Source organism: Mycobacterium sp. NGS35, from assembly GCF_059812855.1.
Window position 1 is genome coordinate 1 of record NZ_JCALDL010000007.1, and the last position, 14,624, is coordinate 14,624.

A 14,624-nucleotide genomic window follows, 5' to 3' on the forward strand; every position below is an offset into this window, starting at 1 on the left:
GCGCAGGCATGGCAAAACAAAAACAACAAACAAAAACCACCAAACACACTATTGAGTTCTCAAACAACACACCCGTTCAACAGGCAACCCTGCCACTGTACTCAGTTTCGCAGAGCTGGTCAAACCGCTGGCTGAACGCGCGACGGTCTGCCGGTCACCGAGTCTACCGCTGCTCACCCGTCCGAGCACAGTCGGCCGGCCATCGACTCGTGTCTGTTACGAGACCCGCTCGATCTCGGCACCGAGGCTCTTGAGGTTCTCGACGAACAGCGGATACCCGCGGTCGATGTGGAAGACGTCGTGAACCTCGGTGTCTCCGTCGGCCACCAGGCCGGCCAGCACCAACCCGGCGCCGGCCCGGATGTCCGATGCCCAGACCGGCGCACTGGACAGTTGCGGGATGCCGCGCACGACAGCGTGGTGGCCGTCCGTGCGCGCGTCGGCGCCGAGCCGGATCATCTCTTCCACGAACCGGAAGCGCGCCTCGAAGACGTTCTCGGTGATCATCGACGTGCCGTCCGCGATCGCCGCCAAGCCGATGGCCAGCGGCTGCAGATCGGTGGGGAACCCGGGGAACGGCAGTGTCGCCACGTTGATGGCCTTCGGCCGCTCATACTGCACCACGCGAAATCCGTTGTCATGCTGGGTCACTGTGGCTCCGGCCGCATGCAGCTTGTGCAACACCAGTTGAAGATGTGCGGGATCGACACCGGTAACCGAGATGTCGCCGCGTGTCATCGCCGCCGCGATCCCCCAGGTGGCCGCCACGATCCGGTCACCGATCACGCGGTGCTCGGTGGGATAGAGACGGTCGACACCGGTGATCGTCAACGTCGACGTGCCCGCGCCTTCGATGTCGGCGCCCATCTGGCTGAGCATCGTGCAGAGGTCGACGACGTCCGGCTCACGGGCCGCGTTGTGGATCGTCGTCACGCCTTCGGCGAGCACCGCCGCCATCAAGATGTTTTCGGTGGCACCGACGGACGGGAACTCGAGCTGGATCTCGGCCCCGTGCAGGTGTTCTGCCGAGGCCACCACACAGCCGTGTTCGATGTTGCAATTGGCCCCGAGTTGCCGTAATCCGGCTTGGTGCATGTCAAGTGGCCGAGAGCCGATCGCATCGCCGCCCGGCAGCGCGACTCGCGCTTTCTTGCATCGTCCGACCAGTGGTCCCAGCACGCACACCGAGGCGCGAAATTGGCGGACCGCAGCGAAATCGGCGTCGTACTTGAGTTCGTCGGGAGACGTCACACGAACCACGGAGCCGTCGAGCTCCACGGTCGCGCCCAAGCCCCGCAGCACCTCTGCCATCAAGGGAACATCGAGAATGTCGGGGCAGTTGGTGATCGTGCTGGTGCCTTCGGCCAAAAGAGCTGCAGCCATCAGCTTGAGCACGCTGTTTTTGGCGCCGGTGACGGCCACTTCCCCCGATAACCGGTTGCCGCCGGTCACCACAAAGCGCTCGCTCACGCGGGTTAGTGTAGACAGCGCGCCAGCCGAGTGGACGCAAGGAGCGCACACATCTGGCGTCCGTCTGGCGGGTACGGTTTGGCCATGGCAGTTCACCTGACTCGGATCTATACGCGAACCGGTGACGACGGCACCACCGGCTTGAGCGACTTTTCGCGGGTGAGCAAGAACGACCCGCGGCTGGTGGCTTACGCGGACTGCGACGAAGCGAACGCGGCGATCGGAGCAGCGATTGCGTTGGGTTCGCCGGATGAGCAACTCGCGCAGGTGTTGCGCCAGATACAAAACGACCTGTTCGACGCGGGGGCGGACTTGTCGACGCCCGTGGAAGAGAACCCGAAATACCCACCCCTGCGGATCACCGAGGCGTACATTCAACGGCTCGAAAGCTGGTGCGACCACTACAACGAGTCGCTTCCGGCGCTCAATTCGTTCATCCTTCCGGGCGGCTCGGCACTGTCAGCCCTCCTGCATGTGGCACGCACGGTCACGCGGCGCGCTGAGCGATCGGCTTGGGCTGCGCTACAACAACATTCCGACACCATGAGCGTCCTGCCGGCGAAATACCTCAACCGGCTCTCCGATCTCCTGTTCATCCTGTCCCGGATCGCCAACCCCGACGGGGATGTGCTGTGGCAGCCGGGCGGTCAAGAGCCGCAATAGATTACACGGACCGCCGTTGTGCGCGGGGCGAAGGCCTCGACTCGAGCCACGACAGGAACGCGGTGAGAGCGCCCCGATCGAGCGCCACTTCGTAACCGCGCCGCCGATCCTGGGCGGTATCGCGCAACTCCAACACCGCGGTCTCGGCGGTCATGATGTCGAATTCGTCATCGCGGGGGGCCCGACGCGACACGATCTCGATGCCACGGCGGCTGAGCCGGCGGTCCGGCCACAACCGCAGACTGGACAACCTGTAGAAGCCCGCCTCGCCGCCGCGGTATCGAATGACACCGTGTCGCCAGCCGTGGCCGCCGACAGCGGGAATGTCGCGCAGAATCGCGGCGGTCCCGCCCTGGCGAAGTTTCCACAGCCGGTACGTCAGCGCGAGAACGGCAAGCAGCAACATGGCAACGAGCGCGACCATGATTGCCATCGACGCGCTCACCGGCGGCGGCTCCTAGTCGATTTCGCCGAGCGCCCGCAGTCTCGCGCGCCCACGCGCGGCGACACTGGGATCGTCGGAGTCTGCGTCGCTTCGGGCTTGGTCGGCATTGATCTCCGAGTCGAACTCCGCCGACTCGGCCAGGATGATGACGCCGTCGTCCGTCACGGACATGAAGCCACCGTCGACCGCGATGCGGAGGTCGTCTTCGCCGTCGCGCTCCACGCGCACCATCGCGTCATCGACGAGCTGCGCCACCAACGGGATGTGCCGCGGCATGATTCCGATCTCGCCGGTCGTGGTCCGGGTGAACACGAAAGTGCCCTTGCCCGACCAGATCTCGCGCTCCACCGCGACGATACTGACATCCATGTCGGCCATGTCAGCGCCTACTCGTCATTCTTGTCGCCGTCGCCCTCGTCGCCGGAATCGTCCTTGCCGGAATCGCTTCCGTCCTCGCCCTTGCCGGACTTGGTCGGCGCACCGTCGTCCTTGGACTCGTCGAGCTTGACGCCCAGGCTCTCCGCCTTCTGCTCGAGGTCCTCGAGGCCACCGATGAGGAAGAACGCCTGCTCGGGCAGGTGGTCGAATTCGCCCTTGGTCAGCCGGTCGAACGCATCGATGGTCTCCTTGAGAGGAACCGTCGAACCTGGTTTGCCGGTGAATTGCTCGGCGGCCATCATGTTCTGCGACAGGAACCGCTCGATCCGACGTGCCCGGTTCACCAGCTGCTTGTCTTCCTCGGACAGCTCGTCGATACCGAGAATCGCGATGATGTCCTGAAGGTCCTTGTAGCGCTGCAGGATTCGGATCACTTCCTGCGCCACGGCATAGTGCTCGTCACCGACGATGTTCGCGTCGAGAATCGTCGAGCTGGACGCAAGCGGATCGACCGCGGGGAAAATGCCCTTCGAGAACACATCCCGGCTGAGCTCCGTGGTGGCGTCGAGGTGGGCGAACGTCGTGGCGGGCGCGGGGTCGGTGTAGTCGTCGGCCGGCACGTACACCGCCTGCATCGAGGTGATCGAGCGGCCACGCGTCGAGGTGATCCGCTCCTGCAGCTCACCCATCTCGTCGGCCAGTGTCGGCTGGTAACCGACCGCTGACGGCATACGACCCAGCAGCGTCGAGACCTCCGAACCGGCCTGCGTGAACCGGAAGATGTTGTCGATGAACAACAACACGTCCTGTTCCTGCTCGTCGCGGAAGTACTCGGCCATAGTCAGTGCCGACAACGCCACGCGCATACGAGTGCCGGGCGGTTCGTCCATCTGCCCGAACACCAGCGCGGTGTCCTTGAGCACATTGGCTTCACCGAGTTCGACCCACAGGTCGTTGCCCTCGCGCGTGCGCTCGCCCACGCCGGCGAACACCGATGTGCCACCGAAATTCCGCGCGATGCGGTTGATCATCTCCTGGATCAGCACCGTCTTACCGACGCCGGCGCCGCCGAACAAAGCGATCTTGCCGCCGCGGACATAGGGCGTGAGCAGGTCGATGACTTTCAGGCCCGTTTCGAGCATCTCGGTACGGGGCTCGAGTTCATCGAACTTCGGCGGCTTGCGGTGGATCGGCCAGCGGTCCAGGTCCTTGCCGTACTCCGTGTCGTCGAGGCAGTCGCCCAGGGCGTTCCAGACGTGCCCCTTGGTGCCGTCGCCCACCGGCACCGCGATCGATGCGCCGGTGTTGATCACTTCCACCCCTCGGACGAGGCCGTCGGTGGGCTGCAGGGAAATGCAGCGGACCAGGTTGTCGCCGAGGTGCTGTTCCACCTCCAGCGTCAGCTTCTTCGCCAAATCCTCGAAGGTGATCTCGGCGTGCAGCGCGTTGAACAACTCCGGCACGGCGCCGCGCGGAAACTCGACGTCCACCACCGGCCCGGCTACCCGCACCACCCGGCCGTTGGTGTCCTTCTTGTCCTTCTTTTCTGTGTCGCGCTCTGCGGTTGCAGTCATGGGTTCTCCGCTTTCCTAATGGGTCCTATTGCGCGGCATCCGCCAAAGCGTTTGCGCCGCCTACGATTTCACTGATTTCCTGGGTGATCTGTGCTTGCCGCTCGCGGTTGGCCTGCAACGTCAGGTCCCTGATGAGGTCGTCGGCATTGTCGCTGGCCGACTTCATCGCACGCCGCCGCGACGCCGACTCCGAGGCCGCCGACTCGAGGAGGGCCGCGAAAATGCGGGTGGTGACGTAGCGCGGCAACAGTGCGTCGAACAACGTCTCGGCGTCAGGCTCGAACGAGAACAGTGTCCGCGGTCCCGACTCTTCCTCCGTGTACTCCACGACCATCGGGGCGATGCGGTAAGCGACCGCCTCCTGCGACATCATGGTCTTGAATTCGGTGAACACGAGGTGCAATTCGTCGACACCGAGAACGTTGTCGGGTCCCGGTTCGTCGCCCTCGTCGTCTGCGCCGGCGTTGAACGCGTCAACCAACGTCGACGCGATTTCCTTGGCGTTCTCGTAATCCGGCTTCTCCGAGAAACCGGTCCACGACTCCTTGATGTCCCAGTTGCGGAAGCTGTAGTAGCTCAATGCCTTCCGGCCGACTACATAGAGAACCGGAGTCTTGCCCTCCTCTCGGAGAAGCGCGAACAACTCCTCTGACCGCCGGAAGACGTTGGCGTTGTACGCGCCGCACAGACCGCGGTCCGAGGACACCACCAACACGCCTGCGCGCCGCGGATTCTCCCGCTCGACCAGCAGAGGATGATCCAATGCCGATTCGTCGGCGAGGTTCGTCAGCATGGTGGTGATCTCGGCGTTGTACGGCCGGGCCGCCTCGACGCGCGCCTGCGCTTTGGCGATGCGCGACGTCGCGATCATCTCCTGAGCCTTGGTGATCTTCTTGATCGACCCGGCCGAGCGGATCCGGCCGCGAAGTTCGCGAAGTGTGGCAGCCATCTACCTAGCTCTTCTTCTGCGGCGGAGCCGGCTTGCGCACCTTCACCGATTCCTTTTGTTCCTCGGACTCGTCCATCGCTTCGACGTGTTCGTCGGGCACGATCGAACTGCCATCCGACGTCGAGAAGCCCTTCTTGAATTGATTGACGGCTTCTTCGAGCTTCTTGCTGATGTCGTCGGACATCGCCTTCGATTCGCGAATCTCCTTGAGAATCCCGTCCTGATCGCCGCGCAGGTGGTCGAGGAACTCGGTTTCGAAGCGCCCGACGTCGGCCACCGGCACCGAGTCCAAATGTCCTTGTGTCCCAAGGAAGATCGCGACCACTTGCTCTTCCACTGGCATCGGATGATGCTGCGGCTGCTTGAGCAGTTCGACCAGTCGCTCACCGCGGTCGAGCTGCTTTTTGGTGTTCTCGTCCAGGTCAGACGCGAACGCCGCGAAGGACTCCAGCTCGCGGTACTGCGACAGATCCAGCCGTAGCGAGCCGGCGACATCCTTCATCGCCTTGATCTGCGCGGCACCACCGACGCGCGACACCGAGACGCCGACGTTGATCGCCGGGCGCACACCCTGATTGAACAGGTCGCTCTCCAGGAAGCACTGGCCGTCGGTGATCGAGATGACGTTGGTGGGGATGTAGGCCGAGATGTCGTTGGCCTTGGTCTCGATGATCGGCAGGCCCGTCAGCGACCCGCCACCCATCTCGTCGGAGAGCTTCGCGCACCGTTCCAGCAGCCGGGAGTGCAGGTAGAACACGTCGCCGGGATAAGCTTCGCGCCCCGGCGGACGGCGCAACAGCAGCGAGATCGCGCGATAGGCCTCGGCCTGCTTCGACAGGTCGTCGAACACGATCAGCACATGCTTGCCCTGGTACATCCAGTGCTGGCCGATCGCCGAACCGGTGTACGGCGCAAGCCATTTGAAGCCCGCCGACTCGGATGCCGGCGCCGCGACGATGGTCGTGTAGTCCATCGCGCCGCCCTCTTCGAGCGCATTGTGGACGCTGGCGATCGTGGTGCCCTTCTGGCCGATCGCGACGTATACGCAACGGACCTGCTGCTTCTCGTCACCGGTCTCCCAGTTCTGACGCTGGTTGAGGATGGTGTCGACGCAGATCGCGGTCTTACCGGTCTTGCGGTCGCCGATGATCAGCTGGCGCTGGCCGCGGCCGATCGGGGTCATCGAGTCGATGGCCTTGATGCCCGTCTGCAGCGGCTCCTTGACGCTCTGGCGCTGCACGACCGACGGAGCCTGCAGCTCCAAGGCCCGGCGCTCGTCGGACTCGATGTCGCCGCGCCCGTCGATCGGCTGGCCGAGCGGGTTGATCACCCGGCCCAGGAAGCCGTCGCCGACCGGGACCGACAGCACCTCACCGGTGCGCTTGACCTGCTGACCCTCTTGGATCTTCTCGAAGTCGCCGAGGATGACCGCGCCGATCTCATGCTCGTCGAGGTTCAACGCAACCCCGAGGACGCCGCCTTCGAACTCGAGCAGCTCCTGCGTCATCACCGACGGCAGACCCTCGACGTGCGCGATGCCGTCGCCGGCGTCGATGACCGTGCCGACCTCCTCGCGCGCCGTTTCCGCGGTGAAGCTGGAGACGTACTCCTCGATTGCACCCTGGATGTCGTCGGGCGAAATCGTCAACTCTGCCATCAGGTTCTCCTCTTCGCGCAAGCGCTCGTGGTGGCTTGTCGTCTTTGTGTACGTATGTCTGTTGCTGTCATTCGAATTCAGTCCGGCAGTCGATTGCGGGCTGCGGCGAGCCGCGACGACAACGTCCCGTCGATCACCTCGTTGCCGATGGACACCGCCAGACCCCCGAGCAGCTGCGGATCGACCTCCAGCTGCACGGAGACGGGATGCCCGTAGATACGGCTGAGCACCTGTGTCAGGCGCTCGCGCTGGGCGTCGCTGAGTTCGGCCGCGGCCTTGATATGCGCCACGACTTCGCCATGTCGGGCAACCGCCATCTGCGCCAGCGCGGCAACGGCTTCGTCGGCGCGGCCTCCGCGCAGCAGGTCCACCGTCTGTTCCAACAGGGCCGCGGTGGTGGGGTTCACGTCACGGCCACGGCCGAGCACGTCTTTGAGCAGCCCGACTCGCCCGTCGGCTGGGCGGGTGTAATCGCTGAGCAGGGTCTCCAATTGCGGCTCGGCGTCGAGAATGCGGCCGAACCAGAAGAGTTGCTCTTCGACCTCGTCGGCGTGACCGCCGCGCTCGGCGCTGACCAAAAGCGCCAACCGTGCGACGTGCTCGACTCCGTCCACCAGATTCGCATCCGACGACCAGCGTCCGGAGACTGCCGCGCCGAGGATCTGCAGCGCGGCGTCATCGACTTTGCCTCGCAGCACCGACTCGAGCAGCCGCACTTTGGGTTCGGGATCACTCGACGGGTCGGCCAGATGCCTGGTCAGGATCGCCTCGCGGTTCAAAAGTTTTGTCACCGCAGCCAAATCGCCGGCCAAGTCTGCCAATTGCGACTCGTCCAAGTCGCCGGTCACCTCGTCGAAACGCTCGAGCAAGGAGTTGAGCGCTTCACGGCTGCCGGAGCGCAGCTTGGCCGTCGCGGGGTCGTCGATGCTGATGCTCGACGGCGCCATCGCGTCCAGCTCGTCCAGGAACCGGTCGACGGTGGCCGACCTGGCGTCCGCATCGGAGACATGCTCGCGCACGAGTTCGTCGGCCCTCGCCACGGCCTCGGCGCCGAGATCTTGGCGCAACTGCCGGATGAACTGAGCCCGGAGCAGCTGAACGTGTTGCTGGCCTTGCACTTTGACGCGCTCCACCTCGGCGTCGGCTTGTGCGCGCAGCTGTTCGGCGATGCTCTTCGCGTCCGCGCGGGCGTCTTCGATCACCCGCTTGGCTTCTTCTTCGGCCTCCTGTAAAGCCCTGTCGTGCGCCTGCTTGGCTTCCTGGAGGCGCTTTTCGGCTGCGGCACTGTCTTCCAGTTGCTTGCGCACTGCCTCCTGGCGGTCGGTCATGAGCCGGCGCACCGGTGGAATGACGTAGCGCCACAACAAAAATGCGATGACGGCGAAGCCGATCAGCTGCCCGATGAAGGTCGACATGTCTACCGCCTGGCCTTCGCGGATGCTTCGGTACCGACGTCGACCCCGAGTACGCGGCTGGCCAACGTCGCCGCGAGACTTTCCATCGAGGATCGAAGATCGGCAGAGATTGCGTCGGCCTGCGCCTTGAGTTCCTCGCTGGCCTTCTGCAGCGCCGATGCCGACTCTTCGGAGACGCGCGCCTTCATGTCTTCGAGGATCCTGCGGCCTTCTGCACGTGCCTCATCGCGGATTCCCGACGCCTCCCGGCGGGCCTCCGCCATGGCGGCCCGGTAGTCGTCGTCGGCGGCGGCGAACTGCTTGTCCGCTTCGCGGTTGTCCCGCATGGTTCGGGTGACCATCTCATCGCGTTCGTGCAGCACCCGCATGATGGGCGGGACGACGAATGTGCCGATGACGCCGAGCACGATCAAGAAGATGATCAGCACGACGAAAAACGTGCCGTTCGGTACGAGGAAGTTCTGCTGACCGCCTTCCTCAGCCGCAAGCAACGTCATGGTCCCCTCGCGCATTTCGGGGGACTACTTGACCGGGGTGGCGAACACGAACAAGGCCATGAACGCCAGGTTGATGAAGTAGGCCGCCTCGACCAGACCCACCGTGATGAAGAACGGTGTGAAAAGCCGGCCCTGCGCCTCTGGTTGCCGCGCGATGCCGGAGATCAGTGCGTTACCGGCGACGCCGTCACCGATACCGGCGCCGATTGCGCCGCCGGCCATGATCAACCCACCGCCGATGAGAGCGCCGGCGGCGACTGTGGGATCTAGAGCAGCCATTCATATCCTCCTAATTAGCTGGTGGCGCTTCCACCAGGATTTGCGGACAAGTTCGGGCGCCTAGTCATGGTGCTCGTCCTCGAGTTCCATGGATTGGCTGAAGTACAGGATGGTCAGCAGCGCGAAGATGAACGCCTGAATAGCGCCGACGAACAAGTCGAAACTCTTCCAGATCGCGTTCGGCGCCCACATGATGTAGGGCGGGAACAAGGCGATCAGCGCGACCAGGATGCCGCCCGCGAAGATGTTGCCAAAAAGTCGCAGGGACAACGAGATTGGCTTGGCGAGCTCCTCGACGAGGTTGATCGGAGCCAGGAAGACGACGTGCCCCTTGAGCAGCCGGGCCGGGTGTCCGAGGATGCCGCGCCGCCAGATTCCGGCGGCGTGGTAACAGATGAACACGAACAGCGCCAAAGCCAACACGAAGTTGATGTCCGAGGCGGGTGGAGCGAGTAGTTCGTGCGGCTTGCCGTCCTTGGAGTACTGAACCGGCAGCACCGAGAGCCAGTTCGCGATCAGGATGAAGACGAACAGCGTCACTGCGAGCGGCAGCACGAACGGTGCGATGCGCAGACCGATCGTGGTCTCGATCTGGTTGCGCATCTGAACGGTGATGGCTTCGAAGAACAGCTGAACCCCGTTCGGCACGCCGGACGACGTGACCTTGGCACGCAGGTAGAACGCCAAACCAAGCACAATGACCGCAGCCACTGCGGTGGCCAAGATGGTGTCGGTGTTGACGGTCAGGCCGAACCACTTGGCGGTCTCGTGGTGACCGACTTCGATCGACCCCTCGGCGAGGATGGCCTCGGTCATGACGTCGTGTCCCTCCCTTCACCTGCGGCTTGCGAGCCCTCTTTACGAAGTGCCTTCATGACCGGCAACGCCGTCGTCAAAACCAGCAGCACCTGGAACAGGGCGAGCCCGAACACCACACCCAAGCCGGCGGGCCGGAAGACGAACGCGATGACCAGACCGATGACCGTGATGACCAGAAGACGGGTGGCGGAATTGAGCGCCATCTTGCGCTTGAGCGGATGAGCTTCGGCGGTGACGGACTCCACCGACCGCTGCACCAGCACAGCGTTGAGCAAACCCAGAGCCAGACCGATCCCGAGGAACACTCCGAACGACGCGTGATCCAGCGACGCGGCCGCGGCCACCGCCACGGCGGTCAGCGCAAGGCAGATCAACAGCAGCCGGAGCGGGCGGAACGCAACGGAGGGAAACACCAACGGCGCGTTCTGCGCTGGCGTCGTCACTTGCTACCTCAATCCCGCGTGTCTGACAGATGCCTGGACGATTCCCAGTGGACCCGCCGAGCGTATCGGAGGGCGACGGGCGCGCTGGAATCACCCAAGGGGCTTCTCCCTATGTCGGTCGTTCTCGGGTCATCGAAGTCCGCTCCGACGGCCCGGGGGGCCGGCAACCCGCGGTGGTACTTCCGGGTTCTACCAGCACCGTACCACATGGTAGGAAGCCCAAAACCGGCCCCTACTACTCGTCGTCGTACAGCTCGTCGCCGCGCCGCAGAAGCGGTATCACCGTCACTACGATCGCAACGACGATGGCCGCCAACATGACTCCGCCGGTGTAGCGCGGGTCGAAGAAAATCGTGCTCGCGGCGCCGAACGCGACGATCCCCACCCACAGGTAGATCAGTAGCACGACCCGCCGGTGCGAGTGGCCGATCTGCAGCAGACGATGGTGCAAGTGCATCTTGTCGGGGCTGAACGCGCTGCGGCCGGCGCGGGTGCGGCGCACGATCGCCAGCAGCAGGTCGAGCATCGGCACGAACATCACCGCGACCACGAGCAGAAACGGCGACAGCAGAACGAACACGTCGCGGGCCCCGTAGGCGTTCTGTGAGATGGGGCCCGCGGCCGTGGTGGACGCAGCGGCCAGCATCAGCCCGATCAGCATCGACCCGGAGTCACCCATAAAGATGCGCGCCCGGTGAAAGTTGTGCGGCAAGAACCCCAGGCATGCGCCGGCGAGCACCACGGAAATCACCGCGGGCGGGTAGAACAACACGTCGCCGCCGTGGTCGCGCAGCAATCCCACAGAGAAGACGCAGATGGCCAATGCCGTGATGAGCCCGAGGCCGGCAGCCAATCCGTCGAGCCCGTCGACGAAGTTCATCGCGTTGACGATGGCGACCGTGAGCGCCAGCGTCAGCAGGATCGACGACACCTGGTCCAGCACGATCGTGCCGACTCCCCCGAGCGGGATGTAGAGCACGCTCCATGCCACGCCCATCGTGACAAGCACACTGGCAGCGGTGATCTGGCCGGCGAACTTGGTCAGCGCGTCCAGTCCCCACCGGTCGTCGATCAGCCCGATGCCCATGATGATCCCGCCGGCCACGAGGACGGCGGGCATCCCCGAGGAGTACACGAACCCGCGGGTGAGCGCAGGCAGCTGGGAAGCCAGCAGCACGGCGGCCAGCACGCCGATGTACATGGCCAGCCCGCCCATGCGTGGCGTCGGCTGGACGTGGACGTCACGTTCCCGCGGGTAGGCAACGGCACCTAGCCGGGTAGCGAGCATGCGGACGCCGTCGGTGCAGAAATACGTGATGATCGCTGCGGTCAGTCCGACAAGAGCCAGCTCCCGCAACGGAACACCCGCGCCTCGCTCGGCGAGGGCGAGCACGGTGCCGGCTGCCGTGATCACCGGAAAACCGTACTGCACCAAGCTGAGACCGATCCGCTAGCGCGCCACCCGACTCACCTCTGAAGGGTCGCGGCGTCGATGCCCAGAACGTCGGCGATCTCGTCCGCTCGCACCGGCCCCTCGCGCAGGATGCGCGGAGTCGGTCCGGTGAGGTCGACGATCGTCGACGCCGCCTGCTGCACCGCGGGGCCCGCGTCCAGGTACACCTCGATCGAATCGCCGAGTTGCGACCGCGCTTCCTCAGCGGTGACCGCCGGTGGCCGGCCGGAGATGTTCGCGCTCGACACCGCCATCGGGCCGACGTCGCGCAGCAGCTCGATCGCGACGGGGTGTAGCGGCATGCGAACCATCACGGTGCCACGGGCTTCGCCGAGATCCCAGTGCAGGGACGGCGCCTGTTGCACGACGATGCTCAGCGCGCCCGGCCAGAACGCGCGGATCAGCTCCCGCGCCGCGTCGGGTACAGCGAACGCCAACCCGTCGATGGTCTGCCAGGAACCAACCAGCACCGGCACGGGCATGTCGCGGCCGCGGCCCTTCGCCGCCAACAACGCAGCGACCGCGGCGGGGTCGAACGCATCGGCGCCGACGCCGTACACCGTGTCGGTGGGCAGCACCACCAGGCGACCGCTCTTGACCGCGTTGGCGGCGGCGGCGAGACCGTCGGCGCGCTGCGTCTCGTCGGCGCAATCGAACGTCTGACTCATGACGCGGCCTTCCTGCGTGCGGTGACAAACCGCGGTCTCCCGCCGAAGTCCCGACGAGGCGTCACCTCGTCGAACATATTGGTGCCCTCCAGCATTGCGACGACGGCCGTCGACGCGGCGTCGTCGTGCTCGACCGCGAACGGCGCGCCTTCGCGCAACCATCGCCCGGCCAGCACCACAATGGCCTCGATGATCGACAGCCCGTCGGGTCCACCGAACAGCGCCTGCGGCGGATCATGTTCGGCCACTTCGGGTTCCAGCGCAACGCCGTCGGGCAGATACGGTGGGTTCGCGACGAGCAGATCGACGCGGCCGTCGAGATCGTCGAAGAGCAGCGGATCCCGCACGTCGCCGCGACGCAGTTCGACGGACGTCCCCCTCGTGTTGCGGCGCGCGTAGCCCAAGGCGTCGACCGAGATGTCGACGCCGATCACCCGGGCGGACGGACTGTGACGGGCGAGCGCTGCGGCAAGCGCCCCGGAGCCGGTGCACACGTCGACGATCACGGGGCTTGCATCCGAAAATTGTTGCGCCATCGCCCATTCCAAAAGCGCTTCGGTTTCGGGTCGCGGGATGAACACGCCCGGACCGACCGTCAGTGTCAGCGGTCCGAACGACGCCGTTCCGGTGATGTGCTGCAACGGAATTCGCTTGGCGCGAGCAGTGACGGCTTGCCGGTAGCACTCGAAGAACCCGTCGGCGACGGTGTCGAGCAGTGGCAACCGGCCGCGAGTGGTGCGCGCGACGTGCGCCGCAAGTTCCTCGGCCTCGACGCGCGCGGAGGCCACTCCAGCCTCGGTGAGCCTGCGTGTGGCCTCGTCGATCGCCTGTCGCAGTCGCGCCATCATGCCTGCTGCAAGCGGGACTGCTTGTCGGCGGCGGCAAGTGCGTCGAACAGTGCGTCGAGGTCGCCGTCGAGAACCTGGTCGAGGTTGTGCGCCTTGTACCCGATGCGGTGATCGGTGATCCGGTTCTCCGGGAAGTTGTAGGTGCGGATCCGCTCGCTTCGATCCACCGTGCGGATCTGGCTGGCCCGGTCGGCGGAGGCGTCGGCCAGGGCCTGCTCCTCGGCCAGCGCCTGCAGCCGGGCGGCCAGCACCTGCAGCGCGCGGGTCTTGTTCTGCAACTGGGAGCGCTCGTTTTGGCAGGTGACGACGATGCCGGTGGGCAAGTGGGTGATCCGCACGGCCGAGTCGGTCGTATTGACGCCCTGGCCGCCTTTGCCCGAGGACCGGTAGACGTCGATGCGCAGGTCTGACTCGTCGATCTGCACCTGACCGACTTCCTCGGGCTCCGGGTAGACCAGCACCCCGGCGGCGGAGGTGTGCACGCGGCCCTGGGATTCGGTGACTGGCACCCGTTGCACACGGTGCACGCCGCCCTCGAACTTCAGCCGCGACCAGACTCCGTCGGGTGAATCACCCTTGCTGGAGATGGCCAGCGTCGCGTCCTTGTAGCCGCCGAGGTCGGACGTCGTCTGGTCGAGGACCGTCACGGTCCAGCCGTGGCGCTCGGCGTAGCGGATGTACATGCGGGCGAGGTCTGCGGCGAACAGAGCGGACTCTTCACCGCCCTCACCGGATTTGACCTCGAGCAGAATGTCGTCGGGGTCGTGCGGATCGCGCGGGGCCAGCATGTCGGTCAGCTGGGTGTCGAGTTCGTCGACCTGCGCTTGCAGTTGCACCACCTCGTCGGCGAACGACTCGTCGTCGGCGGCCAGCTCGCGCGCAGCTTCGAGGTCGCCGCGCGCAACGGTCAGCTTGCGGTACGTCGCAACGATCGGCGCCAACTGCGCGAACCGGCGTCCGGCCTTGCGGGCCGCACCGGGGTCGGCGTGCAGTTCAGGGTCGGACAGGCGACGCTCGAGTTCGGCATGCTCGGCCAGCAACGCGTCGATCGCGGGCGCGCCGGTGT

16 protein-coding genes are annotated in these 14,624 nt (G+C 65.2%); 1 reads left to right on the forward strand and 15 read right to left on the reverse strand.

The annotated features are described in order from the left end of the window. Nucleotides 1-216 precede the first annotated feature (216 nt). Nucleotides 217-1,470 carry a UDP-N-acetylglucosamine 1-carboxyvinyltransferase gene (gene murA / locus AC5Y4C_RS13005; protein ID WP_499965084.1) on the reverse strand — a complete coding sequence of 418 codons (1,254 nt, stop codon included), beginning with the start codon at nt 1,468-1,470 and terminating at the stop codon, nt 217-219. A gap of 84 nt (nt 1,471-1,554) precedes the next feature. Here murA and AC5Y4C_RS13010 point away from each other — a divergent pair, with 84 nt between their 5' ends. Beyond that, nucleotides 1,555-2,133, forward strand: a complete 579-nt coding sequence (locus AC5Y4C_RS13010; protein WP_499912547.1) for a cob(I)yrinic acid a,c-diamide adenosyltransferase — start codon at nt 1,555-1,557, stop codon at nt 2,131-2,133. A 1-nt stretch (nt 2,134) separates the two neighbouring features. On the opposite strand, the gene AC5Y4C_RS13015 is transcribed toward AC5Y4C_RS13010, so the two are convergent. The 14 genes from AC5Y4C_RS13015 to prfA form a co-directional block, all read right to left on the reverse strand. Then, nucleotides 2,135-2,578, reverse strand: coding sequence for a DUF2550 domain-containing protein (locus AC5Y4C_RS13015; protein ID WP_499912549.1), 444 nt, complete (start codon nt 2,576-2,578; stop codon nt 2,135-2,137). Between the two features lie 12 nt (nt 2,579-2,590). Continuing rightward, nucleotides 2,591-2,956 (reverse strand): F0F1 ATP synthase subunit epsilon, encoded by a 366-nt coding sequence (locus AC5Y4C_RS13020; RefSeq protein ID WP_499965086.1) that lies wholly within the window; start codon nt 2,954-2,956, stop codon nt 2,591-2,593. A gap of 8 nt (nt 2,957-2,964) precedes the next feature. Next, the gene (gene atpD / locus AC5Y4C_RS13025; RefSeq protein ID WP_499912553.1) at nt 2,965-4,530 is read right to left on the reverse strand and encodes a F0F1 ATP synthase subunit beta; all 1,566 of its coding nucleotides are present in this window, start codon (nt 4,528-4,530) and stop codon (nt 2,965-2,967) included. A 25-nt stretch (nt 4,531-4,555) separates the two neighbouring features. Then, nucleotides 4,556-5,479: a F0F1 ATP synthase subunit gamma gene (locus AC5Y4C_RS13030; protein ID WP_499912556.1), complete on the reverse strand. Its 924-nt coding sequence runs from the start codon at nt 5,477-5,479 to the stop codon at nt 4,556-4,558. Between the two features lie 4 nt (nt 5,480-5,483). Beyond that, nucleotides 5,484-7,136 carry a F0F1 ATP synthase subunit alpha gene (atpA, locus tag AC5Y4C_RS13035; protein WP_499912558.1) on the reverse strand — a complete coding sequence of 551 codons (1,653 nt, stop codon included), beginning with the start codon at nt 7,134-7,136 and terminating at the stop codon, nt 5,484-5,486. Nucleotides 7,137-7,213: 77 nt separating this feature from the next. After that, on the reverse strand, nt 7,214-8,551 hold the full coding sequence (locus tag AC5Y4C_RS13040; protein ID WP_499965088.1) for a F0F1 ATP synthase subunit B/delta: 1,338 nt from the start codon (nt 8,549-8,551) through the stop codon (nt 7,214-7,216). A gap of 2 nt (nt 8,552-8,553) precedes the next feature. Beyond that, on the reverse strand, nt 8,554-9,063 hold the full coding sequence (locus tag AC5Y4C_RS13045) for a F0F1 ATP synthase subunit B (RefSeq protein ID WP_499912562.1): 510 nt from the start codon (nt 9,061-9,063) through the stop codon (nt 8,554-8,556). 9 nt (nt 9,064-9,072) lie between these two features. Further along, a complete protein-coding gene (locus AC5Y4C_RS13050) occupies nt 9,073-9,327 on the reverse strand; it encodes a F0F1 ATP synthase subunit C (protein WP_499912564.1) in 255 nt (84 codons plus the stop codon). A 60-nt stretch (nt 9,328-9,387) separates the two neighbouring features. Next, nucleotides 9,388-10,143, reverse strand: coding sequence for a F0F1 ATP synthase subunit A (atpB, locus tag AC5Y4C_RS13055; RefSeq protein ID WP_499912566.1), 756 nt, complete (start codon nt 10,141-10,143; stop codon nt 9,388-9,390). Further along, nucleotides 10,140-10,589: an ATP synthase subunit I gene (locus AC5Y4C_RS13060; protein ID WP_499965090.1), complete on the reverse strand. Its 450-nt coding sequence runs from the start codon at nt 10,587-10,589 to the stop codon at nt 10,140-10,142. Before AC5Y4C_RS13060 ends, atpB begins: the two co-directional genes overlap by 4 nt. Nucleotides 10,590-10,824: 235 nt before the next feature. Beyond that, nucleotides 10,825-12,024 carry a glycosyltransferase family 4 protein gene (locus AC5Y4C_RS13065; RefSeq protein ID WP_499965092.1) on the reverse strand — a complete coding sequence of 400 codons (1,200 nt, stop codon included), beginning with the start codon at nt 12,022-12,024 and terminating at the stop codon, nt 10,825-10,827. 32 nt (nt 12,025-12,056) lie between these two features. Then, nucleotides 12,057-12,710 carry an L-threonylcarbamoyladenylate synthase gene (locus AC5Y4C_RS13070; protein WP_499912573.1) on the reverse strand — a complete coding sequence of 218 codons (654 nt, stop codon included), beginning with the start codon at nt 12,708-12,710 and terminating at the stop codon, nt 12,057-12,059. Then, entirely contained in the window at nt 12,707-13,558 is an 852-nt protein-coding gene (gene prmC / locus AC5Y4C_RS13075) for a peptide chain release factor N(5)-glutamine methyltransferase (RefSeq protein ID WP_499965094.1), read from the reverse strand. The genes AC5Y4C_RS13070 and prmC overlap by 4 nt, the downstream gene beginning before the upstream one ends. Then, complete coding sequence (prfA, locus tag AC5Y4C_RS13080) at nt 13,555-14,607, reverse strand: peptide chain release factor 1 (protein WP_499965132.1); 1,053 nt, start codon at nt 14,605-14,607, stop codon at nt 13,555-13,557. Before prfA ends, prmC begins: the two co-directional genes overlap by 4 nt. Nucleotides 14,608-14,624 lie beyond the last annotated feature (17 nt).